Genomic DNA, 24,189 nt, shown 5'->3' on the forward strand with positions numbered 1-24,189 from the left:
TGACCAATTTTTTCTCACACCCTAAAAGCATCAACAACTTTCACGCAACAAAGCACCAACAAGCGATTTTTTATTGCCCCACCTCTTTGCACCAAAACACACCCCCCTTCTTTTTCGTTAGCAATACTGATTAGATGACCAATTTTTCCTCACACCCTAAAGGCACCAACAACTTTCACGCAACAAAGCACCAACAAGCGATTTTTTATTGCCCCACCTCTTTGCACCAAAACACGCACCCCTTCTTTTTCGTTAGCAATACTGATTGAACTATCAATTTTTCCTCACACCCTAAAGGCACCAACAACTTTCACGCAACAAAGCACTATCGACCTTCCTGTAACAAGGCAATTTATAATTATCCATGGTAACAAAACCACTGGGGATAAGTCTTAGATATGTATTAAAACTTCCATCGTTGATTGAACTTAATCTGCGTCTTTGCGAATGACGACAATAACCAAGCCATTAATCCAGCTCTTGAATCCATTGATATAGGATAATCCCGCGCGCCTTCCTTTAGCTCCCACACAAAAAAACGCTCTGAGCGTCCTCTTCTCAAGAGGAAGACCCCTTTATTCTTCTTCATCACTTTTCTGTGGAGGAGGCGGTAAAATATAAGAGCCTGAAAGCCAACGATTAAGATCAATGGCTCGGCACCGTGTGGAACAAAAAGGATATGAAGATTTTTGTGACATTTGACCACAAATAGGACAAGGATGCGGAGGACGGGTCTCTTTTTGCAAATTTAGCTCTTTTTGTTCTTGGCGCACCTTTGTCTTCTGCTCGTTCATTAACTTTTCTTCTGTTCCTTTTTTTTCATTTTTGTTTTTCTCTTTTTGTTGCTTTTCACCTTGCATTGAACTTGCCTTACAGTTTTTCTAATGCGTTTCTTCAGCCCAGTGAGTGAAAAGTGGATAGTGATAAGCGATCAAGAGATCGGCTGTTTCAGCCAAAGGCAATCCCACAACATTAGAATAAGATCCCCTGATATAGACAACAAAAGCACCGGCTTTTCCTTGGATAGCGTAGCCACCCGCTTTCCCTTGCCATTCTCCTGAAGCAAGGTAAGCCTTCATCATGGCAGAGGTTAAGCGTCTAAAACGGACACGACTTTCAACCAATTTTACGGTTATTTTTCCATGTTCATTGAGCGCACAAATGGCGCCATAGACCTTATGCGAACGCCCAGAAAGGTATCGTAAACATTCATAAGCCTCATCCTCGCTTTCTGGTTTGGGGAGAATGGTCCGCCCCACAGCCACCACCGTATCAGCCGCTAAGATAATCATTTTCTGTCCAGGTAATTTTTCTTGACCATTCTGCAACTCGTCTTGACCATTCTGACTGTACCAGCGCAAAATCTCTTGGGCTTTCAGCGCTTTTTCTTTTGCCAAACGTTTGGCAAGCTTTGCAGGATGTTCTTTTAATTTTGGTGTTTCATCAATATCACTTGCATAAACCTGCTGCGGATCAATCCCTATTTGTGCCAAGAGCGCTAAACGCCTTGGCGAAGCGGAGGCAAGCACCAAATGAATTTCTTCTGTAAGAGTATCTGCCAAACGTTTTTCCCCCCACTCTCTTATATTTCTCATTTCCACCCCTTCACAATTGACTTCCCTCTCACCCCCCTTTTACGCACCCCCTTTTAAGCACCCCCTTTTAAGCACCATTAATCTCCTTATCCTTTTTTTGCATTGATTTTACAGTTTTTCAAGGACCTTCAAATACTTCCCTTTTCTCACTCATGAAAAGCAAACTAAAAAACTGTTAAAAAATAATAGAAATAATATGATAGCTTTTAGAAAAAAGCACAAGCCACCCACGAGGCTACTTATAGCGATATGTAATACGCCCTTTTGTCAAATCATAAGGTGTCATTTCCACCATGATTTTATCACCGGCCAACACCCGTATACGATTTTTCCGCATTCTACCAGCGGTATGGGCAATAATTTCATGATCATTTTCCAGTTTCACACGAAACATCGCGTTAGGTAAGAGTTCAGTAACGATACCAGAAAATTCTAAAACTTCTTCTTTTGACATAAACAAACATTTCCTTTACAGTGCACATATTTTGTTAAGCTGCGCGTTATTTCCAGCGTTCATACCCTATTTTCTTAAGTTTGTGAATAAAAATTCCACAAAAAGGGAAAGGTTTTTCAAGTTTACTCTCTCATGTTCTCAAAAAACATCACCTCACACCTTAAGAATCAAAACTTTCTCTCCACCAATTTTACCCGCTAATTTCCTTCAATTTTTATGATGATTTTGGTTTCAGTATGACAAGAAATTACGCTAATTTTTCCCCTAAAGCATTTTCCCAATACCTCTGACTAATCCCTCCACAACTTACAAACAATCCTCCTCCCTCCAACTTTTCCTCACCTTCCGCCTTCCACACCTTAAACATGCGCCCTTCAAATAAACACCACTCCCCACACCAAAAGCCCCCTCCTTTTTTCAAAACCTTCTCCATTCTTCACACACCATTCACAACATGCTTCACCGCCCCCCTCCACACTCTATGTATTCCCGTACACCCTTGCCCCATTTTCCCTCTCTCCACACATTTCCTCTAAGCCACTCCTTTCATTTATGTTGCTCTCCCTACCTTCGAAAACACGATCCCCATACATTGCGTATCATTAACCACAACGCCCCTAACAACATAAAGCCTTTCCTTTTTCACGAATATACGTTTTCACGCTTTTACAGATTCACAGAATAAAGCCAAATGAAACTTCCACCCCACGCCACTCTATAAACAATAGTATTAACCCAGCTTCTTGCCTAGCCAATCTCCCCCAAGCACTTCAGATCACAACACCACAAAGAATGATGTTGCATCAAACGCGACAGATACGTCCTATTTTAAAATATTCTTGCCCCTTCGCTATCCTAAAGTAAGATCACACAAAGCACCGGTCAATCTCACTTCAAAAGCAACTTTCCCCACACCCTCTCTCCTCTCTGGTCAACACAACCCACCTCTTCACCCCCACACCCTCTCTCCTCTCCCATCAACACAACCCACCTCTTCACCCCCACACCCTCTCTCCTCTCCCATCAACACAACCCACCTCTTCATCCCCACACTCTCTTCTCCTCTCTCGTCAACACCCCCGCCTCTTCATCCCCCCAATCTTCTCTCCACATTCCATACCATGATAAAATCATACACCACGCATAAAGTCCCAGCTTCCTTTTTTACATATTTCCGTTTTTACGCTTTTACGCATTTACAGAAAGCAGAAAATCTGTAAAAAATGCATTACACAATAACGTATTCAACAACTGTCATTAAAATCTCGCCTCCCTTTTCATCTAAATCCCCCCTATTTTCACTTAAATCATAGATATAAACTGCCCTATTATTTGTATTGACCAGCATAAAATTTTTTGACAAATTCTAGCCATCAAAAGGGGTTGTAAGAAGCATTTTACGACTTTTAAAAGAATTTTTATTTACATCCAGTGCTTTTTTGTAACGTAGAAGAGTATATTTAATTAATTGACTATAAGAAAGTTTGAGATGAGAGAAGCTTTTCGTTTTTCTCATTCAACATTCGCAACGATAACTTATCCTTATAAGTCAATATTTTTTCGTAATATAAAACGCACCAAAAGGAATAGACTTGCGTTGCATATTCACACGCTTATTTTAAAGAAAGATCTCTCAACGCTCGTCACACCCATTTCGCAAAACGCCGCCCGTAAAGAAATGGTAAGCCCCCATGAAGTGTATAAAATCCTTTCAGCCCCCTTATCTTTACGCTTATGGAGAAACAAGTTTACGCTTATGGAAAAACGAGGCCGGCATCATCACAAAAACTCTGCCATCTCCCAATGTTGCAGACAGCCTTCGGTTCAAGAGATAATTCATTAAAGGCATGCCTTTCTTGTACAGTTTTGCCCCACATGCCCCCCGCTTATGATATACAAGCAAGTAATTTTAATTGATTTAATATGAGAGAACTGGTGATGAGGAATTTTATTATATTCAGCGAAGTGCTTCACGTTAAAAATGGTTATTTATCATTATAAATCAATATATTAATAAAAAAAGAGGCATCATCAAGACGCTTACCTTTTTCTCAAAAAAGGCTTCACACTGAAAGAAAACATCTAAAAGTTAGATAAAAAAAAAGGTTTGCCTCTAATAAACAAACCTCTGCAGAAAATTATTCACATAACTTTCAAAATTTTAAATTAATCCCTCTAGAAGCAATAAAAATGCTTTAGAAGCACCAAAATGAATACAAAAACTCATTTAACACAATGTTACGAAAAATCAAGAACAAAAATTTTTTATCGTTAATGCTCTAAAAAAACGAGGCTTCTTAACCCACGTGGCTCAGCAGTCCGGGGCTTCTCTACAAACGCCTCCAAGCCAATCAATCCCTTCATCTCTCTCAAAAGACAGCATAAAAGGTGCACAGTACAAGTCTTCGCTAAAAAAATATCAATCGCCAGCGCTCATAAAAGCCAGCGTTAGTATAAAAGATCAGATTATCGAACAATCTTGCTAAAATGTCTTCCCAATAAATAAAAAAGAAGCGGATTTTTAAATATTCCGCCTCTTTAACAATAAAAATTACGATGAGGGATTATTAAACAAATTCGAAACTATGAAGGGAACCAACTTGATAACAACTCATACCTTACAGGATCATCGGCACATTGCCCACCACCACATTCCAGTATGGTAGAAATCAAATTTGCCGCAATCAAAAATACAAATAAGAAACTTGCTGCTTTACTCAAGACTGGAAAAGGAGAAAATTCTTTGAACTTGTGTGCCAATTCGCCTAAAATCATGACAAATGAGACAGCAAAGATACAAAGGACAGAAATAATGAAAGCCCAAGTATAAAAATGCAATCCAAAGAACGTTGAACCGTATCCTAAATCATCGGGTGTGATATGCAAAAACACTTGTCGTGCTGCCACAGCACTGGTTACCATACAACCGAGAATAACCATACCATAATGGGTATTTTTCACCTTATGGTGAATATTGAGCAAGAACCCACAACCTGCCAGTATCAATCCAACGCGCTGCAGCAAACAAAGGGGACAAGGTAACTCAAACTTTACCAATTGATAATAAAAAGCCACCACCAAGACAATGGATAACCCAAAGAGTCCTAGCGTATTCATAAAGATGACGAAGTGAGGGTTTTTTTGTTCAACATGTTCCATGGCTATTCTCTCAAAAAGATAAATTTAAAGTAGAAGTTGCGTGATGATTGAAAGTGAGAAGAATGACAACGAATAAAATTGCCCACAAAGCATAACTTATATTTTTTTTACCACACATAGTCGTTACAGCAGTACCTAAAGCGATTAAAAATGGAAGAAACATAGCTTTTAAATCTCCTTTACATCCGTTGTTTAACTCTTATTTATTTCAGCATTCACCATATTACAAAATTGGGCAAAAAAGAGACCATGGATTTATTATTCACAATTCGTCATTCGCGATTGATATTGCCATTATATTTAAGGGAAAAAACGATATAATCGCTAAGAAACAGATCGCAACAAAAGCGTTAAAAGCACAAAAGCGTTGATTATTCGCTTCCCCTTAATATCAGCCATTGTTAAATATATATTGACAATTATAAAGATTATATCCCCCCACTCACAAAAGAATCACTTGAACAACAAAATAAATAGGCTTTGAAATCGAGAGATATACATCTCTTTATTTCTCAAAAGAATATCCTTATTTCTCAAAAGAATATCCTCACTTTGCAACGCATTTTCGCCATAAAAATCTCTTTTTCTCATAAGCAATGTTTCAAATTGCAACAGATTTTATATCATATGGTGATCTTGTTTATTTTAGCAAATAAAAAGTAAGACATTTTTTTAAAAAACTTATAATCAATGTATTTTTCCCAATATATTTTTCCCTTTTACAATGCCGCAAGCTTAACAGCCTCATGGATCCAACACCACCCCTTAACACCTCTCCTCAAAATTCATCTCCCCCCAAAAAAAGAAGTGCTTCATGCCTTCAATACTTTAGTTTTTCATCTCTTGGTCTCCCCCTTTAAATTTTTAGCTTTCCACCTTATTTGAAAAATAACTGTTTCTCTGTCATCAATTGGCTTTGCAAAGAGAATATAAAACTTTAAAAAAATAATGATAAAGAATCGCATTGAACCTTTGAAAAGGATAGTGAATGATGAAAAAATCATGTGATGTCGCGATTTTAATGGGGAGCCAATCGGATTGGCAAACGATGTGCCATAGTGCAGATATTTTGACGAGTCTTGGTATTTCTCATAGTTCGCATATTGTCTCAGCACACCGAACTCCTGAACGCCTTTATCAATTTGCAAAAGAAGCAAAAGAAGCAGGGTTTAAAGTTTTAATTGCCGGAGCGGGGGGTGCAGCGCATCTTCCAGGTATGTTAGCAGCCCTTACTCCTCTTCCTGTTTTTGGCGTTCCAGTGCATTCTCATTCTCTTTCTGGTCAAGATTCTTTGCTTTCAATCGTGCAAATGCCAGCAGGGATACCCGTTGGCACATTAGCAATTGGCAAAGCAGGCGCAATTAATGCAGCACTTTTAGCCGCAGCCGTTATGGCCGTTTATGACCATGATCTCGCCCAACGATTAGAAGATTGGCGTCAACAACAAACAGCCAATGTTGCCCAAACGCCTGTAACGGAGGTTTAAAATGGCACCGTTTTTCAACGCCCCCTCAGCCAACACTACTCTCTCCTCCAACACTGCCCCTTCAGCCAACGCCACCCCTTCAGCCAACGCCACCCTCTCCTCCAACACCACTCCCTCAGCCAACACCACTCTCTCCTCCAACACCACTCCCTCAGCCAACACCACTCCCTCAGCCAACGCCACCCTCTCCTCCAACGCTACTCCCTCAGCCAACACCACTCCCTCCACCATGTTACCTCCAGGCAGCGTCATTGGTTTAATCGGGGGCGGACAATTAGCACGGATGCTCGCCATAGCGGCCGCAGAATTAGGATTTCGAACCGTTATTTTTTGCCCTGAGGCCGATTGCCCAGCCGCTCAAACAGCAAACAACCATATTGTTTCCTCCTATGACGATACATCAGCTTTAGATCATTTTATTTCTCAATGTGATGTTGTCAGCTATGAATTTGAAAATCTTTCTCTTCAAACGGTTCAATATGTAGAAAAGAGTAAGCCTGTTTATCCTTCTTCCAAAGCATTAGAGATCACGCAAGATCGACTTTTTGAGAAGCAATTTTTGCGTGATCAAGGGATTGGCACCGCGTCATGGCACGCTATTGACAATTCTTCTTCTCTTCTTTCCGCTCTCGATACTTTAGGCGGACGTGGTCTTTTAAAGACGCGTCGTTTTGGTTATGACGGAAAAAACCAGATCAAGCTTGATCACCCCAATGAACAAACCCTTGACGAAGCCTTAAGGACTTTTCAGGAACAGCCTTGTATTTTGGAAGAAATAGTTCCTTTTTTATCGGAAATTTCGGTTCTTTCTGCCCGCACAAAACAAGGGGAACATATTTTTTATGATTGCCCTGAAAACCAACACAAACACGGAATTCTTCATAAATCCTTTGTTCCATCCCATATTCCACTTGACGTGCAAAAAGCAGCTCAAGAAATCAGCTTAACAGTCATGGATGCCCTCGATTATGTTGGTGTTCTTTGTATTGAGTTTTTTGTCTTAACGGATGGTCATCTTTTAGTGAATGAATTAGCGCCGCGTGTCCATAATTCTGGTCATTGGACACAAAAGGCATGCATAACTTCACAATTTGAACAGCATATCCGTGCTATTTGCGGACTTCCCTTAGGCAGTCCCTATCGCCATAGCGATTGCCAAATGACCAATCTTCTTGGTAACAATTTTAGCACGTTAAAATATTTTCTAAAGCAAGAGCACACCTCGATCCATTTATATGGCAAAAGCACTGTTCACCCCCACCGCAAAATGGGGCACGTCATCCAATTATTGGGACCAGCCAACAAATCTTAAGCCCACATACATACAAATGCTTTTTCACACTATCTCCCAATGAACTGAAAAAACAAAGCTTCACCCCACACCGATATCCCGCGGCTTCAACAGCGCCCCTAACCTTTTAATTCGCCCTGAAAGGGCGTGAAGCCCTCCTACAAGCTCCTTCTCTTCCATGCCCCCACCCTCAAAGATACAAAACCACACCAATCAACAATCCAACAGCTCCTCCTCCTTTTCTCAAAAACATCCCCCCACGACTAAAAGCAATTCACCAGCCCCCAAGTTCATCACCCCTCCACCTTCCACCGCATAAATATTCCCCCATAACAAAAGCTTCACCCCACACCGATATCCCGCGGCTTCAAAAGCGCCCCTAACCTTTTAATTCGCCCTGACAGGGCGTGAAAGCCCTCCTACAAGCTCCTTCTCTTCCATGCCCCCACCCTCAAAGATACAAAACCACACCACTTCAACAATCCAACGGCTCCCCCTCTACCCCCCCACTTCAAGCATTTCAGCCGACGCACGCACCTGACAGGGCTTCACGAGCCCCCACAAACAAGCCCCTTGCGTTTTAAGAAGCCCCCCCCTTGCCCTTAACGACAAAAAAACCACACCACTTCAACAATCCAACGGCTCAACAGCGCTCCTGTTCTTGCAACACTCCCTAACAGAGCTTATTTGTTTAAAGCTGAAAAGGCTTTTACTTTTTTCCACTCTTTGTGCTTTTTTGTGTCCTTTTTTTACGAGAAAATTTTTACCTTCAAGCCAACCATTAACACACCCTAAGGAATTTGTAAGGGATATACCCTTGACAAGAATAAGACTTCTTGCTAGATCTCTCCTACTTTTTTGCAATTTTCACTTATCGTTGTGCTAATGAAGTGTGTTAATGCGTACCTTAAGAGTGCGCTTTTCTTTTTGTGATCACAGTGAAAAAGTGTATCGTGTGATGTTATAATGCAAGTACGATATCGCAATGCAATGCTCATAGAGTAAGCAGTCTATTGGGGTTGTGGTATTATATTTTAGTGTTGTATTATAGTATTATAGTGTTGTGTTACGTAAACTATTTAAACGGTGAATATGATGAAAATTAAAAATTCGCTTAAAGCACTAAAAGAGCGCCACCGTAACAATCGTTTGGTGCGTCGTAAGGGTCGTGTTTATATTCTGAATAAAACGAACCCACGTTTTAGAGCACGTCAGGGCTAATTCTTTTAGGGCTAATTTCTTTAGGGTCAATGTTTTTATGCCTACTTTGATTGTAGGCTTAAAAATTTCTCCTTGCGTTTTTTTGGTTATAAGTCCGTTGATTACAAGTCTAGTATTTGATAATATTTGGTGATTTATCTTTTGGGGGCTTGTTTTTATGGATTCTTTTATTTTTTTAAAAGCCTTTCGATTTTTTCAGCTGCGTTTTTTCTGTATTTTTCAGCGCGCGTTTTTTCTTTTTTTTGTTGGCGTTTTTTGTTTTGTTCCCTCGAGCTATGGGCAAAATCCTCCTTCTCTTCCTGAAGATCGGCCTTCTCCACAATCGCTTTTACCGTTAGATGATCTTATTCCCAATTCTCCTCCCCCTTCCTCAACGCCCTCCGATTCTGATTCCTCGGCGGTTATTCTTGAAGATCTTGACAAAGAGCAGCTTTCCCATGTTGACAGAGTTAAGCAACGCAAAGAAGCAGAAATTTCACGTTTACTCAAAGAATTGAAATATTGTGCTGATGTTGCTAAAGCGAAAAAGATCAGTCAACAACTTCAACATTTATGGTCCCAATCGGGGAGTGAGACGATTGATCTTTTAATGTCATGGGCTGAAAATGCACTCAACAGCGATGATTATGGACTTGCGCTTGATTATATTGACAATGCTCTTGCACTTTTACCTACTCATTCTGAAGCTTGGGTAAGGCGTGCTTGGATTCACATTCAACTGAACGATTTCAAGCTTGCCCTGCTTGATCTCAACCATGCTCTTGAACTTGAGCCGCGCAATTATAGTGCTTTTTTTGAACTTGGCGTTGTCATGGAAGCAACGGAGCGTCCAAAACTTGCTCTTAAAGCTTATGAAACAGCATTGGATTACTATCCACAAATGCGCAGAATTCAAAAGCGCGTGCAAGCTCTGTTAGACGAACAATCACCCCAAGCTCTTTAAAACCATTCAAGAACAAGACACTTTACGGCATCCTTTCAAACCTAGATAAGACGCAAGCCGGCTTCACATTCCACTCAATAAACTAAAAGCCCCCTGCTTATAACCACACCCCCCCACACACAATTGACAGTGCCTTTTTTTGAAACTTAGCCAGCAACAGAGCGTCCAAAACTTGGCTCTTAAGATTGATGAAACAGCATTGGATTACACTCCACAAATGCGCAGGATTCAAAAGCGCGTGCAAGCTCTGTTAGACGAACAATCACCCCAAGCTCTTTAAAACCATTCAAGAACAAGACACTTTACGGCATGCTTTCAAACCTAAATAAGACGCAAGCCGGCTTCACATTCCACTCAATAAACTAAAAGCCCCCTGCTTATAACCACACCCCACACACACAATTGACAGTGCCTTTTTTTGAAACTTAGCCAGCAACAGAGCGTCCAAAACTTGGCTCTTAAGATTGATGAAACAGCATTGGATTACACTCCACAAATGCGCAGAATTCAAAAGCGCGTGCAAGCTCTATTAGACGAACAATCACCCCAAGCTCTTTAAAACCATTCAAGAACGAGACACTTTACGGCATCCTTTCAAACCTAGATAAAACGCAAGCCGGCTTCACATTCCACTCAATAAATTAAAAGCCCCCTGCTTATAACCACACCCCACACACAATTGACAGTGCCTTTTTTGAATTTGGACCTTTTTTGTATTGCAGGCAGCGTCCAAACATTTCCAATATACCCCCTACAGAATTTCTCTCATAGCAAGCAAACGCTTCACGCTTGAGTCCTCTTCAGCCGTTTCTTCTTTTCACACCTTCCATCATGGATAAAAAAAATTTGTAAACACGATCCTCAAAAAATACTTTTAAAAAAAAGCTTAAAACATCGCTTAGCCCCTCTGATAAACTATCATCGTCTTTTTTTTTATTTTTAAGCTTCAACCATAGCAGCACATACCGTATCGGCTCTCCTCCACCCCTCAAAGCTGATAAAACAGCCCTGAAATATTCCCTTCAAAGCTCCCCCAAGCATTGTCCCAAAAGAGCCAATCAAGCCATTGCCAATAAACCGTTCTACGTCACTCAAACACCCACCCCCACTCATATTTTTTGCTTTTTTACTTTGAATAAGCCATCCGTCATACAGCCATTTCGAGCAGCCACCAGCAAGGTTATAAAAACTCTCCTGAAATACTTTATGAAAAAGAAGAGAGCGAGGTTATTTTATCCCTAGCAGAAACTCTGAAATTGTTTTATATTAAGGAGGGTGTTCTGCGCTTCTCGACAGGAAATAACGTATTCCTGAGACCTTAATGATCTCCAAGGGAGCTGTCCCTGATCAAGCCCGTGGGCTTTTTCATATGGCGCCCACCTATTTGTATAGGTTCCCGGGATCAGCTTTTTCCATCGGCTGTTGTGGATCACCCTTTATTTGTATAACTTTTTTGCATAAAAATTTTTCCAGCTAAAATTGAGCGCATCCTTTCACATAAGACCAATGACGATACTCTCTTTTCAAGAAATAAAAATGACGAGGGGCTTTATTTTATAAAACAGACAGCACTGACAAAATAATCCCCTCTGTGAATCTGCTTCATCCCTTCGCACACAGCAACGCAAAAGCGGCTTGTTGCACCAAGATACCCCCTATAAAGAGCACACACTTTTTTTCATGCTTTTTTTCATGAGCACAGCTCTTGTCCTAACAGAGATTTACAAAACGCCAACAATGGATAAAATACCAGCATCTTATAAAACAATTGACGAGACAATGACAAATAATCCCCTCTGTGAATCTGCTTCATCTCTTCGCACACAGCAACGCAAAAGCGGTTTATCGCGTCGTGATGCTCTTTTAACAGAAGAGCGCGCACTCTTTTCGCAGCGTGCTTGTTGCCACTTTATTGAATACCTTGAAAAGAAGGGAACCGATTTTTCACGCCTCATTTTAGCAGGCTATTGGCCCATTAAATCGGAAATTGACCCGCGTCCTTTACTGGATGCTGTAGCGTTACGCGGTGGGCATTTAGCCTTACCAGCAGTTCTTGATTCCACCACCATGATTTTCCGTGCATTTTCGCCCAGCACGATTTTAGAGCCCATGCGTTTTGGCACCTTTGGTCCCAGTGCCGACAATGAGGTTGTTGTCCCCAATAATATTATTGTTCCGCTTTCTGCGTTTGATCGTCACTGTCACCGTCTTGGCTATGGAGGAGGATACTATGACCGTGCGGTTGAAGCTCTTGAAAAACAAGGGCATCAAATGACATTATGGGGCATAGGGTTTTCATGTCAGGAGGTTTTCTCTATTCCCGCAGCAGAACATGATCTACAAGTACAAGGAATTTTTACAGAAAAAGGTTTCTTAAAATGTTAAAGTGTGATTAAAGCGCCTATGCGTTTTTTATTTTTAGGTGACATTGTTGGTAGCACAGGCTGTAAAGCTGTTTTTGAACACCTTCCTCAACTGATTGAGAAATGGCAGCTTGATTTTGTTGTGGTAAATGGTGAAAATGCCTCTGGTGGTTTTGGTCTTAAGCAAGAGACATATCAAGATCTTTTGATGACCGGTGTTGATGTTGTCACCACGGGCAATCATGCTTTTTCTCACAAAGAAGCATTGCAGTATGCCCATGAGAGTGATCGTTTTTTACGCCCTGCCAATTTTTCGAAAGAAACTCCCGGAAAAGGTGCTGGTGTTTTTACGGCAAAAAATGGCGCCCGTGTTCTTGTCGCCAATCTGTTGGGCAACGTTTTTATGCCGTGCAAAGTAGAAGATCCATTTGAAACAGCGGAAAATATTCTTCTTGCCTGTTCGTTGATGGAGCAAGCCGATACGATTATTTTTGACTTTCACGCAGAAACGACAAGCGAGAAGCAATGTTTAGGCCATTTTCTGGATGGTCGTGTGAGTGTTATCGTTGGCACACATACGCACATTCCCACGGCTGACGCGCAGATCTTAGAAGGTGGGAGCGCCTATTTAACAGATGCAGGCATGTGTGGAGATTATAACTCCTCTCTTGGAATGGATAAAGAAGAACCCTTACACCGTTTTCTTTATAAGACGAAGCAAGACCGTTTTGAACCGGCGTGTGGTCCCGCCACCCTTTGTGGTTTAGCGGTTGAGATTTCAGATCGCACCGGTTTAGCAGAAAAGGTCTCAGCGGTACGGATTGGTCCTCATTTAAAGCCTGAAGTTCCGGATTTTTGGTAGCTTCTTTTAAAGCCGCCCCTTTGATGATCGCTCTCCACTGTGCGCCCTTTGGATGATTGCTCTCCAAGATTTCCTTTTGAGAACTCTATTTGGCAAGATGATTTTCAAGCCCTTCCCAAATCCTAAAAACACCCCGCCCTCCAATTTGCCTAATACAGCAACTTTTCTAGCACAAATAAGTCACTCTTTTTAAAAGGATAAAAGATAAAGGATAAAAATTTTCGTGATTTTTAAAATGATGAGAAGGAGGTTTTATTTGGACATTTCTGCGGGGGGGGGGGAGGAGAAATGTTAACCCCCTTCTCTAGAAAAAGCTTTATATAATAATTTATTATTTAGCAAGAGCCTCTTTAATTTTTTTTTGATTCTAACGAAAATTTAATCTTAAAATTGCTTTCTGCTTTTTAGGTTTGAGCTCTCTAAAACTTTTCAAAAGGATATGCTCTTCTTTACTTCCGATTCTTTCATCACAGTAATACAAAGCATTTTCTTTTGTTGAGAGATCGGAGTAGAAAAAAGGCAATAGGAACATTGAGAATATCGGCAATTTCTTGTAAACGCCCCGCCCCCTATACGATTAGAGCCTTTTTCATATTTTTGGATTTGTTGAAAAGTCACACCTAACTGACTGCCTAATTTCTTTTGCGACATTCCCAGCATTGTTCTTTTAAAGCGAATTTTTCTGCCTATCGCAATGTCGTTAAAGTGTGGATTTTTAGCTTTCACTTCAAGCTCCCCTACCGGTTGCGAGCACCTCTTATGCGTATTCCGGGAGTCAAAAACACTGAGTTCAGTCAGCTTTTTTGCTTTTAGTGCTAGAGCGCACTTGGACATGGCAAAAACTCCCGGAATCTCGCGATACTTATAAAGCAGGCTAATGTTTCATCTTGGATTTTCAGGCTTTGGGTTCCACCATTCAACCACACTGTACGACGAGAACCCTGGTGCTTGTTCATAAAATAATTTCTGGAGACCAGCAATAAAATTTAAAACAGTGTTTTTATCTCATGAGACAATCAAACACAAAATTGCCTTCTGCTTTTTAGGTTTAAGCTCTCTAAAACTTTTCAAAAGGATATGCTCTTCTTTACTTGAAATCCTTTCATCACAGCAATACAAGACATTTTCTTTTGTTGAGAGATCGGAGTAGAAAAAAGAAATAGGAACATTGAGAATATCGGCAATTTCTTGTAAACGCCCAGCTCCTATACGATTAGAGCCTTTTTCATATTTTTGGATTTGTTGAAAAGTCACACCTAACTGACTGCCTAATTGCTTTTGCGACATTCCGATCATTGTTCTTTTAAAGCGAATTTTTCTGCCTATCGAAATGTCGTTAAAGTGTGGATTTTTAGCTTTCACTTCAAGCTCCCCTGCCGGTTGCGAGCGCCCTCGCATGAGTATTCCGGGAGTCTGAAAGTACTGAGTTCAGTCAGCTTTTTTTGCTTTTAGTGCTCATCGCACCTGGACATGGCAAAAACTCCCGGAATCCCAGGAAACCCACAAGAGTAGGCTAATCTTATGTACTGAACTTTAGGGGTTTTGAATCCCTCTTGATCGCTGCGTAGACGACCAAAGTTACAGTGTTATTTATAAAGTAATTTCATGAAATTAGCAATAAAATTTAAAAACAGTCTTTATTTGTTTGTTTTATGAGCCCCACCCGCCTCTCAAACTTTTATGCCCGCTCGTAAAAGCTCCAAAACCATGAGATAAGCCCCGCGTTTATTGAGAAAATGAACAAAGCTTGCTTCTTGAGATCAAGCCCCTTAAAGGCAGACCGAATACCTTCGAAGAGAATTACACTGTGATGCGTTGGATTTTTGCGCCACAACGGACTAATTTTTCTTCTAATCTCTCAAATCCACGATCAAGATGATAGACACGATTGACGATTGTTTCCCCCTTTGCCGCCAACGCTGCAATCACAAGAGAAACAGAAGCACGCAAATCCGTCGCCATAACGGGAGCCCCTTGCAAATTCTCTGTTCCATAGACGGTTGCCGTCTGCCCATCAAGCTTTATCTGTGCTCCTAAGCGATTGAGTTCTTGAACATGCATAAAACGATTTTCGAAAACCGTCTCTGTAATATGCGCGGTTCCTTCAGCCCGTGTCATGAGCGCCATGAATTGGGCTTGGAGATCGGTTGGAAAAGCAGGATAAGGTCCTGTTTTAATATCAACGGGCATAATTTTGGTGTTCTTTGGATTTCGCTTAACATGAATTCCTTGAGGTTCTATTTGAATCTCGAGTCCTGTTTTTTGGAGCACCTTAAGCACTTTTGTGAGATGATTAGGATTTGCATTTTTAAGAAAGACATCTCCTCCTGTCATAGCAACAGCCATTGCATATGTCCCCGCTTCGATTCGATCAGCAATAACGCGTATTTTTGTCCCTTTAAGTTTTTTCACCCCTTCAATTGTAAGCGTTGTTGTTCCTTCACCGGTTATTTGAGCCCCCATAGCATTCAGGGTTCGAATAAGGTTTGTCACTTCTGGCTCACAAGCCGCATTCTCAAGAACGGTTGTTCCCTTTGCCGTTGTCGCCGCCATCAGCAGCACATGGGTTCCCCCAACAGTGACTTTAGGGAAACGATAGTGAGCACCTTTTAAGCCCCTTGGCGCTTTTGCATGAACATATCCATTTTCGATCGAAATCTGTGCGCCTAAAGTTTTGAGTCCTTCAAGGATAAAATCGACAGGTCTTGTTCCAATAGCACATCCTCCAGGAAGCGAAACATAAGCCTCTGCGCATCGTGCAAGCAGAGGTCCGATAACCCAAAAGCTTGCACGCATTTTTTTCACCAGTTCGTATGGCGCCCGTGTTGTGGCTATTTTTTGCGCCGTAAAATGAATTGTTCTTGAATTCACACATTCATCGTTAAACTCTTGTCCATCAACGGCATATCCCACACCATGATTATTGAGAATACGAATAAGCAATTCGACATCGGCCAGATGAGGAATATTTTCTAAAGTAAGCGTTTCTTCTGTCAAAAGCGCCGCAATCATAAGAGGCAAGGCAGCATTTTTTGCTCCTGATATAGGAATTGTTCCTTTAAGTTTTTCTCCCCCAACAATTTGAATAGAATCCATAGTGTTTTCCCTCTTTTCCTTTGTGCCTGCCCTTCCAAAGGATTGTCCCCCTTCGGGAAGTTATGCTTTATTAATCGTTTTAGAACGCATTCTAAATATGAGAACAAATTATTGAGAAGTTTGGTTGCAAAGCTTCACTAAAAAACATTTTTTTGCATTTTAGAGCTTTTTGCATTTTAGAGCTCTGTTTGTGCTCTTTTTCGGCATTGTTCTTTTCGACGTTTCAGGTTTTGACGCAATTGTTGCGCCAATCTTTCTTGACGTCGTTTTGCTTTTTCATCTTGATGATTCATTTCATTTTGTTTTTGTTTTTGATACATTTGTGTCATTGCGCAACCTTTTAAACAGTGTTGAGCTTCTATCCAAGCAACTCATAACCTTAAATATTTAAGCATATAAGAAACATATGTCATGACATAAGATACGTTTTCTTGCAAGAATATACAAATGTTCTCTTGCCTATTTTCTGACAATATGGCACAAGACAGCGCAAAGATTGAAAAGGGCTGCGGTAGCTCAGTGGTAGAGCACTCCCTTGGTAAGGGAGAGGTCGAGAGTTCAATCCTCTCTCGCAGCACCATTTTATTCTTCTTTTGCCTCTCTCTTTTTTCCCCTATAAGCCTTCTCTATAAGCCTCAATTTTTTCCCCCAGCCTCCATTGGCTTCATCAAATCCTCCATCCTTTAAACCATGCGCTTCAATGGCTACAAAATCAATGGCTTCAATGACACGCTTAATCTCCAAAATGCTTTATGAGCGGCTTTTGAAATTGACACACCCCAAAGAATAGCCCCCCTCCCATTGGCTTCCCCCTTTTTTCCCTAAACCACCGGTTGTCCCCAACACGTCCCCCACAGTTCCTCATGCATAGGCTCTTCATGCCCCTACATCCCTTTTCCCATATCGGCTAAAAAAACGCCCCTCAAACGACTCTTTCCCAAAAAACAAAAGCATAACGCGCACCATTGTCACCGCAATGAAAAAGCACTCAAGTCCTTTCATTGCGGCTCCCCCAGCACCCACCACAAAAGCTCCCAAAATCACACCTCCATACCTCTAAGCACTTGGCCTTACTCCCATTCTCGTTTTCCTCTCCAGCATATGCCTTGCATGCGCTCCAAGCACCCTTTCTTCCCCCCATTTCCCAACATGCTTTCACATTCATGTCCCTTAAGTTCGCTACGCTCCCTACTTCCCTGCGCCCCTTGTTTGGCACCCTCCTCCAACATAAAAACCGGCTCTTTTCTCCCTCTGCTCTTTCCTTTTTATAGAACTTTGCCTCTCCTCAACGCTGCACACGATCCCTTTCTTGCCGGCCTCATTCTTGTTTTGCCCTCCAGCAGACGCTTTGTCTTCATTCCAAGCACCCTTTCTTCCCCCTCCTTCAAAGCAATTTCTGTCCTTAGATGAAAACCTGTCCCAACACTCTTAATTTGCTGTACCATCTTCTCCAAAGCCTCATTAAAACGGCTAATTTCATTTTCAAGCTTGCAAATATACGCTTCATCACGATAAGCCCGTTTAATCAAAGGAGGCATATCCGGCCAATAGAGCATTAAATCCACCCATTCGCGTTGAGAAATCCATAATCCCCCTTGACATTGTGCTTTATGTTCTGCTGGAAAATTCTTTTGCATGAAATGAGGGATCAAAATTTCAGGTTTTTTTGTTTTAATTTCTAATAAGCCATTTTTTCCCACAAAAGCATCGGGGGAAAATCCTTGTCCGCGATCATCAGCCAAAACAAAGCCAATACATTCAGGTTCTGTATGTGTAAGTTCCCCATAAAGCTGTCGTGCGATTGGTTCTAATTCTGTTCCACGTCGCTGAGAAAGCGTTGTTCCTTCCTCAACGGTTTTTCCTGTAATTCTTTCTCCCGCCAATTTCATCATCACACTCTGATAGCGTGAAGTTTTTTGCCCCTGTTTTTTTTGTGCCATAACCATCTCAAACAAAGAAGCCGTAATCAAACCATTACGCACTTTCTGCCATTCTTCTGTTCCTTGAATACAATCGATAATAATTGGCATGACCTTTCTCCCCTTCATCTTTAAAGTGTTTTTTGCAATATATCCTCTTTGAAACATTCATATTTTTAAAGCCTGTGTCCCTCACACGGACTAAAGGCGACAACATCCTTCAATGCATCCTTCAATATTGTGCCGCTGAAAACACAAAAACTGCTGCCCCCCTCAACATCCCCCCTCCGCAATTTCTCATATATAGGCTCTTTTTTTCATGCCCCCCTTTCCCATGTCGGCTAAAAAAACCCCCGCAAAGCTCCCCCCTAAGCTTCCCTAAGCTTCCCTTCAAGAACGAAAGCATAATGCACACCATTGTCACCGCAATGAAAAAGCACTTGGGCCCTTTCATTGCGGCGCTCCCCCAGCACGCACCACAAAAGCTCCCAAAATCCCCCCGTTTGTCCCAATACGTCTAAACAAGCTTTAACGACCTCCCCCGTCAAACACCTTCTTCCATTTTCCAGCATGCTTTACGTGTCATTCCAAGCTCCCTACTTGCGTGCCGCAAAAACACAAAAACCGGCTCTTTTCCCCCTTGAACGTGCCTTTTTATAGGTTGGAACCTGTTTGTACTGCTGCTTCTCTTCCCCCTAAGCCTTCATTTTTATTTTCCAGCATGCTTTCCGTGTCACTCCAAGTCACTGAATGACGACCTGCCCCACCATTACCTTATCCCCTCAATGAACCAGCCAGCAACTTCCCCGCCCCACACACAAGCGCCCGCAATTTCTCATATATAGGCTCTTTTCTTCATGCCCCCCTTTCCCATGTCGGCTAAAAAAACCCCCGCAAAGCTCCCCCCTAAGCTCCCTAAGCTTCCCCAAGCTTCCCCTAAGCTTCCCCCCCAAGAACGAAAGCATAATGCACACCATTGTCACCGCAATGAAAAAGCACTTGGACCCTTTCATTGCGACTTCCTTTTTCAACCCTGCTATTGCACGACGGAAAAATCATGGCGGCAATATTCTTCCTCCAATTTTTTTGCCATAGACTGAGCCACCTCTTGCGATATAAAAAGTATAGCGTTGTGTTTTTGTGGTTCGAGTCTGATTAAATTTCGCATATTTCCAGCATAATAAAGTGGAATCCCTTGATAAGAAGTCTTGAGATAACTTGGCATGTTTACCACCAATAATCTGTCAAGACATCACATGGGCGTAAACGATGCTGTTTTTCATAAGAGCCATAGAGATTATCTTCATAATCGCAAGCCGCTCTTTCATTTAAACAAGCATGATAAGCTTCACTATTCAAAATGAAGGGCTGCAATTGTGTATTTTCTTCATTCATTTCATGATTTTCGACATAAAAATCAGCGATTTGTTCCGTAACATCTTCAGCATGAGAAGTTGTCAGATCGAGTCGTAAAACTCTATAAACAGTTTCACATTCTTCAATAAGTTCGAGCACTTCTTCGATTTCGTCGATTGGTCCTTCATAAGTACAAGGATTTTCCTCTTCGCATAAAACGATAATGATTTCATCCTCTTTAACGAATGAAATATTTTTCATGATTTCCCCCTTTAGATAGTTGATAAAGCATAGCCTTGTCTTGACAAGACTAAATATAGCGTTAGTCTTATCTCCTCTATAGGAGAGATGTCAACCATTTTATCCTTCATAAAAGATATATTTTAAATATCTACGGGGTTCAAATGACATATGTAAATAAAAATCTATTATTCTTTGTTCCTCTCATGCCCCTTTGTTGTTCTCTATTTGTTCTTACAAAATTGCAATTATAAACACACAGGAGAGATAAAATGAGTGACATAATATTAATAAAATACTGGAGTCGCCTTGATTCAAAAGCACAGAAGGAAGTTATTTTGAAGCTTCGTCAATTGGCCGCCGCAAAAGAGTCAAAATCGCCTGTCTCTCTTGCGGAGAGAGTTTCGAAATAAGCTCTATAAATTCTTTATCTTCAGGGCTAGCCCCTTTACCATAAAGAATATAATTCATACTGATATTAATTTCGTGACAAATTCGCGAGAGAGATTCGATTGTTGGTTCTTTTCCTTCAGAAAGAATAGAATGAAGGTACCCCGCGCCTTTACCGGCAGCGAGGGAGATAGATCTTTTTGACCGCCCACTTTTTTCCAAAGCGATTCTTAATCTTTGACGCCAACCATCGATATTCATAATTTCACCATATAGCGCGTCTTTTTAAAAAAACACGTCCTTTTTATAAAACGAGCTTGCATTATCCTCTAAAAAGGATAAAATTAAGGAAACAAATTTTACTTTTTCGGGGGAAATTTTTTTATTTTTGGATCATAAAAACACTTTAACCACCCTACAGGATATAAAAGACCACTCTCCAAAGCTTCTGCCCAAAAGCAAGTACGTTGAGAATGTGTGGTATTCTTTATTTTTTCCATCACCGCAATCTTAAATCGTAAGTTTGCATGCTCTTCAAGCACAGCCAATCATTTATAAGCGTCGTAAAGAAGCCTCTAGTCATCATCGAACAGAGCCAAAAGCAACACAAGTTAAATCCTTATTTGAGCTTTTATCATCAATAAAAATGTATAAAAAAGAAGAAAGTAGATTGCAGTATGAAACACGCTAATCAACAAGAAACTCCTCATTATGAATCGTCTAGGCTTCCATATGTTTGTTGGTATCAAAATGACTTTCTAGGAGGTGTACGTGGGATGCGCGCACACGAAATTGGAATCTATACGATTCTTCTCAATGAAATGTATGCCCGTGGACGACCTTTAGAAATATCGAAAGAACGTTTAGCGCGTCTTTGTGGTTGTGACAAGCGAACTTTTGTTAATGTTTTAGAAATGCTCATCCAAGAGGGTAAGATTTTAAATTTAGCCAATGGATTATGGAACAAGCGTTGCGAAAATATTTTTCAAGAGCGTGAAAAATTGCTTGAACAAAAATCCTTTGCGGGTCGTTCTTCGGCAAAAAAACGCAAAAAAATCAATGCAGAGATGCAACAACTGCTTAACGAAAGTCCAAAAGATGCTGCACAAAGCTCAGAAGCTCAAAAGACAGAAGAAAAGGAAACACCTTACGGTGTTTTAGAAAAGAAAATTTTGTTTGATGAGACAGAACCTTGTTTTTCCTGCGAAGAGAACTTTGAACAAAGCGATCATCCATCACCCTTATCGGCTCTTGATTCACCTCTCCCTTCCCCTCCACAAGAAGAAGCGGAGCAAAAAAACGCCCCCTCTTTAAACGCTCCCCAAGCCGAGTTTACCTCCGCCCCTATCGCGCAAATTGTCACGGGGGAAAAAACAAAATCCGCCACCACTCTTCCCCCCAGCAATCTTTCTGCCTCCAACCCGCTTTGCACCAACAAAAAAACCACTTCCTCAGTTGCCAAAGGGCACCGTCTTCCTGAGCATTGGCAAGCAGACATCAAGGCGGCAGTTTCAGAAGGTTTGAGTGAAAGCCAAGCCCATTGGCAAGAAAAGAAGTTTCGCGACTATTGGCAAGCCAAGAGCGGCAAAGAAGCTCTCAAAGTAGACTGGCAAGCCACATGGCGCAACTGGTTTCGCCGTGAGATCGAACGGCAAGAACAGCAAAAACAGGGAAGCTCCTCATCTTTCATCTCTGAGAACAACGACACCCTTTACCGCAGTTTGATCAACTATAATGACAATTTTTGACATCACAAAAACAACGTATTTTTCAAGCACGCGCGGGGATAAAAATGTTTCAAAACCACAACAGCATCGGACAAAATAACACAGAACAAAACAAAGGGCGGCAAAACAACACTTGGATAGGCGATTCACACAGCAAAACGCGTCAACATCGACCATTTTGCTCTCATCACAAAAGCGTTTTCCCCACACAAGGACATCCACAGGCACCCCAACACAAGGCACCCCAACAGGACTCCAACATGCACCACACCCTCACAGGCATCCGCCCCGCCCTTCTTTCACCCCCTTCCTCCTTTCCCCTTCCTCCTTTTCTCAAGGCGCCACTTCCCATGCTCTTGGCAAAAAAACACCAACACAGCCATTTCAGAAAAACTCAATGAAAAGCAAACTCTTTGGCAACAAACCCACCCCCTCCACACAAGGACACCCCAACAGGACTCCAACATGCACCACACCCTCACAGGCATCCGCCCCACCTTCTTGCATCCTTCCTCCTTTCCGCCTTCCTCCTTTTTCTCAAGGCACCACTTCCCATGCTCTTGGCAAACAAACACCAACACAGCCATTTCAGAAAAACTCAATGAAAAGCAAACTCTTTGGCAACAAATCCACCCCCTCCACACAGACACCCCAACAGACACCCCAACACATGCCCCAACAGGGGGACACTCCAGCATGCACCACACCCTCACAGGCATCCGCCCCACCTTCTTGCATCCTTCCTTCTTTCACCCCCTTCCTCCTTTCCCCTTCCTCCTTTTTCTCAAAACACCACTTCCCATGCTCTTGGCAAGAAGACATCAACACAGCCATTTCAAAAAGGTTTGAGTGAGAGTCAAGCCCTTTGGCAAGCCAAGAGGTTTCGCGACTATTGGCAAGAAAAGAGCGGCAAAGAAGCTCTCAAAGTAAACTGGCAAGCCCCATAGCACCACGGGACTTTACGATCAGATCGAATGGTGAGAACAGCAAAAACAGAATTCTCACCTCCCACATCTTGAGAAAAACGACAATAATATCACGAATGACCATGAGCACAATTTTTGAAATCAAACAAAAACTTATCTCACAAGCCGATAAAATAGTAGAAATGCTTCTTCCCCAAGGGCACAAACGAGGCAACAATTGGATTGTAGGCAACACACGTGGTGAAGCTGGTCAAAGTTTATCGATTTGCTTAAGTGGTAGTAAAGCAGGACTTTGGTATGATTTTGCAGAAAGCACAGGAGGAGATCTTTTAGACCTTTGGTGTGAAGTCAAAGGCATTAGCCTCTCTCAAGCCTTAGAAGAAGCACGCGCGACTCTCAATCTGACACGCCCCAAACCCTTTATGGCGCCTCATCGTTCCTATCGCCGTCCACCGGTTCCTAAAGGGCAGAGCCCGCAGAATCTTGTAAAAACCTATCTCCATGAAGAACGCCGCATTCCTCTAGAGATTATAAAGCGTTACCGCATAGGAGAAAATGGCGAAAAAATCATTTTCCCCTTTTATAAACCCGACGGCACCCTTGCTTTAGTCAAAGAACGGCTTGCGCAAACGGGAGCAAAAACCAAACCAACAGCCTCCCAATGTGAACCTATTTTATTTGGTTGGCAAGCCCTTTACCCCACAAACCACCCCTCCACGCACACATCCCAGCAGGCAACCCAGCACACACCTCAGCAGGCACCCCAAAACACCACCTCAACCAACCCCGCCTCCACAAAGGCATCCCCGCACACATCCCAGCAGGCATCCCCGCACACATCCCAACAGGCAACCCAGCACGCACCTCAGCAGGCACCCCAAAACACACCCCAGCAGGTACCCTCAACCAACCCCGCCTCTACACAGGCGCCCCAAAACACCGCCTCAACCAACCACGCCTCTACACAGGCATCCCCGCACACATCCCAGCAGGCATCCCCGCACACATCCCAGCAGGCATCCCAACACGCACCTCAGCAGGCACCCCAAAACACACCCCAGCAGGTACCCTCAACCAACCCCGCCTCTACACAGGCGCCCCAAAACACCGCCTCAACCAACCACGCCTCTACACAGGCATCCCCGCACACATCCCAGCAGG

General features: G+C 42.1%; 27 protein-coding genes, 1 tRNA gene, 1 other RNA gene and 2 pseudogenes. 11 read left to right on the forward strand and 20 right to left on the reverse strand.

Annotated elements, in window-relative coordinates:
• Nucleotides 1-575: 575 nt before the first annotated feature.
• The 6 genes from yacG to ACFIK7_RS05920 all read right to left on the reverse strand — a co-directional run bounded on the left by yacG (nt 576) and on the right by ACFIK7_RS05920 (nt 5,371).
• Nucleotides 576-860 carry a DNA gyrase inhibitor YacG gene (gene yacG, locus ACFIK7_RS05895; RefSeq protein ID WP_375631468.1) on the reverse strand — a complete coding sequence of 95 codons (285 nt, stop codon included), beginning with the start codon at nt 858-860 and terminating at the stop codon, nt 576-578.
• Between the two features lie 21 nt (nt 861-881).
• Nucleotides 882-1,595, reverse strand: a complete 714-nt coding sequence (locus ACFIK7_RS05900) for a Maf family nucleotide pyrophosphatase (protein ID WP_273790830.1) — start codon at nt 1,593-1,595, stop codon at nt 882-884.
• Nucleotides 1,596-1,830: 235 nt separating this feature from the next.
• A complete protein-coding gene (infA, locus tag ACFIK7_RS05905) occupies nt 1,831-2,049 on the reverse strand; it encodes a translation initiation factor IF-1 (protein WP_004857577.1) in 219 nt (72 codons plus the stop codon).
• 247 nt (nt 2,050-2,296) lie between these two features.
• Nucleotides 2,297-2,470 (reverse strand): hypothetical protein, encoded by a 174-nt coding sequence (locus ACFIK7_RS05910; RefSeq protein WP_375663080.1) that lies wholly within the window; start codon nt 2,468-2,470, stop codon nt 2,297-2,299.
• Nucleotides 2,471-4,632: 2,162 nt separating this feature from the next.
• Nucleotides 4,633-5,208 (reverse strand): disulfide bond formation protein B, encoded by a 576-nt coding sequence (locus tag ACFIK7_RS05915; RefSeq protein WP_375631463.1) that lies wholly within the window; start codon nt 5,206-5,208, stop codon nt 4,633-4,635.
• 10 nt (nt 5,209-5,218) lie between these two features.
• On the reverse strand, nt 5,219-5,371 hold the full coding sequence (locus tag ACFIK7_RS05920) for a DUF5993 family protein (RefSeq protein ID WP_273790835.1): 153 nt from the start codon (nt 5,369-5,371) through the stop codon (nt 5,219-5,221).
• Nucleotides 5,372-6,196: 825 nt separating this feature from the next.
• Between ACFIK7_RS05920 and purE the strand changes: the two genes are divergently transcribed.
• The 4 genes from purE (at nt 6,197) to ACFIK7_RS05940 (ending at nt 10,149) form a co-directional block, all read left to right on the forward strand.
• The gene (purE, locus tag ACFIK7_RS05925) at nt 6,197-6,694 is read left to right on the forward strand and encodes a 5-(carboxyamino)imidazole ribonucleotide mutase (RefSeq protein ID WP_273790836.1); all 498 of its coding nucleotides are present in this window, start codon (nt 6,197-6,199) and stop codon (nt 6,692-6,694) included.
• A 1-nt stretch (nt 6,695) separates the two neighbouring features.
• Nucleotides 6,696-8,006, forward strand: a complete 1,311-nt coding sequence (locus ACFIK7_RS05930; RefSeq protein ID WP_375663081.1) for a 5-(carboxyamino)imidazole ribonucleotide synthase — start codon at nt 6,696-6,698, stop codon at nt 8,004-8,006.
• Nucleotides 8,007-9,080: 1,074 nt separating this feature from the next.
• Nucleotides 9,081-9,206 (forward strand): type B 50S ribosomal protein L36, encoded by a 126-nt coding sequence (ykgO, locus tag ACFIK7_RS05935; protein ID WP_004863016.1) that lies wholly within the window; start codon nt 9,081-9,083, stop codon nt 9,204-9,206.
• A 157-nt stretch (nt 9,207-9,363) separates the two neighbouring features.
• On the forward strand, nt 9,364-10,149 hold the full coding sequence (locus ACFIK7_RS05940; protein ID WP_375631458.1) for a tetratricopeptide repeat protein: 786 nt from the start codon (nt 9,364-9,366) through the stop codon (nt 10,147-10,149).
• Nucleotides 10,150-11,088: 939 nt separating this feature from the next.
• Here ACFIK7_RS05940 and ACFIK7_RS05945 read toward each other — a convergent pair.
• A complete protein-coding gene (locus ACFIK7_RS05945) occupies nt 11,089-11,262 on the reverse strand; it encodes a hypothetical protein (RefSeq protein WP_375663082.1) in 174 nt (57 codons plus the stop codon).
• Between the two features lie 161 nt (nt 11,263-11,423).
• Between ACFIK7_RS05945 and ssrS the strand changes: the two genes are divergently transcribed.
• From ssrS to ACFIK7_RS05960, 3 genes are all read left to right on the forward strand, one after another.
• A non-coding RNA gene (gene ssrS / locus ACFIK7_RS05950) (6S RNA) lies at nt 11,424-11,584 on the forward strand.
• A 344-nt stretch (nt 11,585-11,928) separates the two neighbouring features.
• Nucleotides 11,929-12,534 carry a 5-formyltetrahydrofolate cyclo-ligase gene (locus tag ACFIK7_RS05955; RefSeq protein WP_273790928.1) on the forward strand — a complete coding sequence of 202 codons (606 nt, stop codon included), beginning with the start codon at nt 11,929-11,931 and terminating at the stop codon, nt 12,532-12,534.
• A gap of 18 nt (nt 12,535-12,552) precedes the next feature.
• Nucleotides 12,553-13,374 (forward strand): TIGR00282 family metallophosphoesterase, encoded by an 822-nt coding sequence (locus tag ACFIK7_RS05960; RefSeq protein WP_273790841.1) that lies wholly within the window; start codon nt 12,553-12,555, stop codon nt 13,372-13,374.
• A 367-nt stretch (nt 13,375-13,741) separates the two neighbouring features.
• Here the strand turns inward: ACFIK7_RS05960 and ACFIK7_RS05965 are convergent.
• The 4 genes and pseudogenes from ACFIK7_RS05965 to ACFIK7_RS05980 form a co-directional block, all read right to left on the reverse strand.
• Nucleotides 13,742-14,100: pseudogene (locus tag ACFIK7_RS05965) on the reverse strand (helix-turn-helix domain-containing protein).
• A gap of 279 nt (nt 14,101-14,379) precedes the next feature.
• A complete protein-coding gene (locus ACFIK7_RS05970; protein ID WP_273790843.1) occupies nt 14,380-14,772 on the reverse strand; it encodes a helix-turn-helix domain-containing protein in 393 nt (130 codons plus the stop codon).
• Nucleotides 14,773-15,174: 402 nt separating this feature from the next.
• Complete coding sequence (murA, locus tag ACFIK7_RS05975) at nt 15,175-16,470, reverse strand: UDP-N-acetylglucosamine 1-carboxyvinyltransferase (RefSeq protein ID WP_273790844.1); 1,296 nt, start codon at nt 16,468-16,470, stop codon at nt 15,175-15,177.
• Between the two features lie 176 nt (nt 16,471-16,646).
• Nucleotides 16,647-16,799: a hypothetical protein gene (locus ACFIK7_RS05980; protein ID WP_273790845.1), complete on the reverse strand. Its 153-nt coding sequence runs from the start codon at nt 16,797-16,799 to the stop codon at nt 16,647-16,649.
• Between the two features lie 176 nt (nt 16,800-16,975).
• On the opposite strand from ACFIK7_RS05980, the gene ACFIK7_RS05985 reads away from it, so the two are divergent.
• Nucleotides 16,976-17,050: transfer RNA gene (locus ACFIK7_RS05985), tRNA-Thr, on the forward strand.
• A gap of 2 nt (nt 17,051-17,052) precedes the next feature.
• Here the strand turns inward: ACFIK7_RS05985 and ACFIK7_RS05990 are convergent.
• From ACFIK7_RS05990 to ACFIK7_RS06015, 6 genes are all read right to left on the reverse strand, one after another.
• Nucleotides 17,053-17,214, reverse strand: a complete 162-nt coding sequence (locus ACFIK7_RS05990) for a hypothetical protein (protein WP_375663083.1) — start codon at nt 17,212-17,214, stop codon at nt 17,053-17,055.
• A 132-nt stretch (nt 17,215-17,346) separates the two neighbouring features.
• Nucleotides 17,347-17,508: a hypothetical protein gene (locus ACFIK7_RS05995; RefSeq protein WP_375663084.1), complete on the reverse strand. Its 162-nt coding sequence runs from the start codon at nt 17,506-17,508 to the stop codon at nt 17,347-17,349.
• A gap of 227 nt (nt 17,509-17,735) precedes the next feature.
• Nucleotides 17,736-18,500 (reverse strand): lambda exonuclease family protein, encoded by a 765-nt coding sequence (locus tag ACFIK7_RS06000; protein ID WP_375659842.1) that lies wholly within the window; start codon nt 18,498-18,500, stop codon nt 17,736-17,738.
• A gap of 925 nt (nt 18,501-19,425) precedes the next feature.
• On the reverse strand, nt 19,426-19,614 hold the full coding sequence (locus ACFIK7_RS06005) for a hypothetical protein (protein WP_273790850.1): 189 nt from the start codon (nt 19,612-19,614) through the stop codon (nt 19,426-19,428).
• A gap of 2 nt (nt 19,615-19,616) precedes the next feature.
• On the reverse strand, nt 19,617-20,006 hold the full coding sequence (locus ACFIK7_RS06010) for a hypothetical protein (RefSeq protein ID WP_273790851.1): 390 nt from the start codon (nt 20,004-20,006) through the stop codon (nt 19,617-19,619).
• A 312-nt stretch (nt 20,007-20,318) separates the two neighbouring features.
• Nucleotides 20,319-20,636, reverse strand: a complete 318-nt coding sequence (locus ACFIK7_RS06015) for an XRE family transcriptional regulator (protein ID WP_273790852.1) — start codon at nt 20,634-20,636, stop codon at nt 20,319-20,321.
• A gap of 416 nt (nt 20,637-21,052) precedes the next feature.
• Here ACFIK7_RS06015 and ACFIK7_RS06020 point away from each other — a divergent pair, with 416 nt between their 5' ends.
• Complete coding sequence (locus ACFIK7_RS06020; protein WP_375663085.1) at nt 21,053-22,123, forward strand: YdaU family protein; 1,071 nt, start codon at nt 21,053-21,055, stop codon at nt 22,121-22,123.
• Entirely contained in the window at nt 22,120-22,503 is a 384-nt protein-coding gene (locus ACFIK7_RS06025; RefSeq protein ID WP_375663086.1) for a hypothetical protein, read from the forward strand. Before ACFIK7_RS06020 ends, ACFIK7_RS06025 begins: the two co-directional genes overlap by 4 nt.
• Here ACFIK7_RS06025 and ACFIK7_RS06030 read toward each other — a convergent pair.
• The 3 genes from ACFIK7_RS06030 to ACFIK7_RS06040 form a co-directional block, all read right to left on the reverse strand.
• Nucleotides 22,487-22,609, reverse strand: a complete 123-nt coding sequence (locus ACFIK7_RS06030; RefSeq protein ID WP_375663093.1) for a hypothetical protein — start codon at nt 22,607-22,609, stop codon at nt 22,487-22,489. The two genes, ACFIK7_RS06025 and ACFIK7_RS06030, sit on opposite strands and share 17 nt — an antisense overlap.
• Nucleotides 22,610-22,690: 81 nt before the next feature.
• Nucleotides 22,691-22,924: a hypothetical protein gene (locus ACFIK7_RS06035; RefSeq protein ID WP_375663094.1), complete on the reverse strand. Its 234-nt coding sequence runs from the start codon at nt 22,922-22,924 to the stop codon at nt 22,691-22,693.
• A gap of 99 nt (nt 22,925-23,023) precedes the next feature.
• Nucleotides 23,024-23,263, reverse strand: coding sequence for a hypothetical protein (locus ACFIK7_RS06040; RefSeq protein ID WP_375663087.1), 240 nt, complete (start codon nt 23,261-23,263; stop codon nt 23,024-23,026).
• Between ACFIK7_RS06040 and ACFIK7_RS06045 the strand changes: the two are divergent.
• Nucleotides 23,151-24,189, forward strand: a pseudogene (locus ACFIK7_RS06045) (bifunctional DNA primase/helicase); the annotation flags it as partial. The gene ACFIK7_RS06040 and the pseudogene ACFIK7_RS06045 overlap by 113 nt on opposite strands.

Origin of the sequence: Bartonella sp. CL266QHHD (assembly GCF_042195355.1) — a bacterium.
Classification (GTDB): domain Bacteria; phylum Pseudomonadota; class Alphaproteobacteria; order Rhizobiales; family Rhizobiaceae; genus Bartonella.

What these genes read in the sequence shown, in the direction of transcription:
- yacG (WP_375631468.1), bottom strand. Translation starts at nt 860, where the DNA reads ATGCAAGGTGAAAAGCAACAAAAAGAGAAAAACAAAAATGAAAAAAAA.
- ACFIK7_RS05900 (WP_273790830.1), bottom strand. Translation starts at nt 1,595, where the DNA reads ATGAGAAATATAAGAGAGTGGGGGGAAAAACGTTTGGCAGATACTCTT.
- infA (WP_004857577.1), bottom strand. Translation starts at nt 2,049, where the DNA reads ATGTCAAAAGAAGAAGTTTTAGAATTTTCTGGTATCGTTACTGAACTC.
- ACFIK7_RS05915 (WP_375631463.1), bottom strand. Translation starts at nt 5,208, where the DNA reads ATGGAACATGTTGAACAAAAAAACCCTCACTTCGTCATCTTTATGAAT.
- ACFIK7_RS05920 (WP_273790835.1), bottom strand. Translation starts at nt 5,371, where the DNA reads ATGTTTCTTCCATTTTTAATCGCTTTAGGTACTGCTGTAACGACTATG.
- purE (WP_273790836.1), top strand. Translation starts at nt 6,197, where the DNA reads ATGATGAAAAAATCATGTGATGTCGCGATTTTAATGGGGAGCCAATCG.
- ACFIK7_RS05930 (WP_375663081.1), top strand. Translation starts at nt 6,696, where the DNA reads ATGGCACCGTTTTTCAACGCCCCCTCAGCCAACACTACTCTCTCCTCC.
- ykgO (WP_004863016.1), top strand. Translation starts at nt 9,081, where the DNA reads ATGAAAATTAAAAATTCGCTTAAAGCACTAAAAGAGCGCCACCGTAAC.
- ACFIK7_RS05940 (WP_375631458.1), top strand. Translation starts at nt 9,364, where the DNA reads ATGGATTCTTTTATTTTTTTAAAAGCCTTTCGATTTTTTCAGCTGCGT.
- ACFIK7_RS05945 (WP_375663082.1), bottom strand. Translation starts at nt 11,262, where the DNA reads ATGAGTGGGGGTGGGTGTTTGAGTGACGTAGAACGGTTTATTGGCAAT.
- ACFIK7_RS05955 (WP_273790928.1), top strand. Translation starts at nt 11,929, where the DNA reads ATGACAAATAATCCCCTCTGTGAATCTGCTTCATCTCTTCGCACACAG.
- ACFIK7_RS05960 (WP_273790841.1), top strand. Translation starts at nt 12,553, where the DNA reads ATGCGTTTTTTATTTTTAGGTGACATTGTTGGTAGCACAGGCTGTAAA.
- ACFIK7_RS05970 (WP_273790843.1), bottom strand. Translation starts at nt 14,772, where the DNA reads ATGCGAGGGCGCTCGCAACCGGCAGGGGAGCTTGAAGTGAAAGCTAAA.
- murA (WP_273790844.1), bottom strand. Translation starts at nt 16,470, where the DNA reads ATGGATTCTATTCAAATTGTTGGGGGAGAAAAACTTAAAGGAACAATT.
- ACFIK7_RS05980 (WP_273790845.1), bottom strand. Translation starts at nt 16,799, where the DNA reads ATGACACAAATGTATCAAAAACAAAAACAAAATGAAATGAATCATCAA.
- ACFIK7_RS06000 (WP_375659842.1), bottom strand. Translation starts at nt 18,500, where the DNA reads ATGCCAATTATTATCGATTGTATTCAAGGAACAGAAGAATGGCAGAAA.
- ACFIK7_RS06005 (WP_273790850.1), bottom strand. Translation starts at nt 19,614, where the DNA reads ATGCCAAGTTATCTCAAGACTTCTTATCAAGGGATTCCACTTTATTAT.
- ACFIK7_RS06010 (WP_273790851.1), bottom strand. Translation starts at nt 20,006, where the DNA reads ATGAAAAATATTTCATTCGTTAAAGAGGATGAAATCATTATCGTTTTA.
- ACFIK7_RS06015 (WP_273790852.1), bottom strand. Translation starts at nt 20,636, where the DNA reads ATGAATATCGATGGTTGGCGTCAAAGATTAAGAATCGCTTTGGAAAAA.
- ACFIK7_RS06020 (WP_375663085.1), top strand. Translation starts at nt 21,053, where the DNA reads ATGAAACACGCTAATCAACAAGAAACTCCTCATTATGAATCGTCTAGG.
- ACFIK7_RS06030 (WP_375663093.1), bottom strand. Translation starts at nt 22,609, where the DNA reads ATGCAAGAAGGTGGGGCGGATGCCTGTGAGGGTGTGGTGCATGTTGGA.
- ACFIK7_RS06035 (WP_375663094.1), bottom strand. Translation starts at nt 22,924, where the DNA reads ATGTCTTCTTGCCAAGAGCATGGGAAGTGGTGTTTTGAGAAAAAGGAG.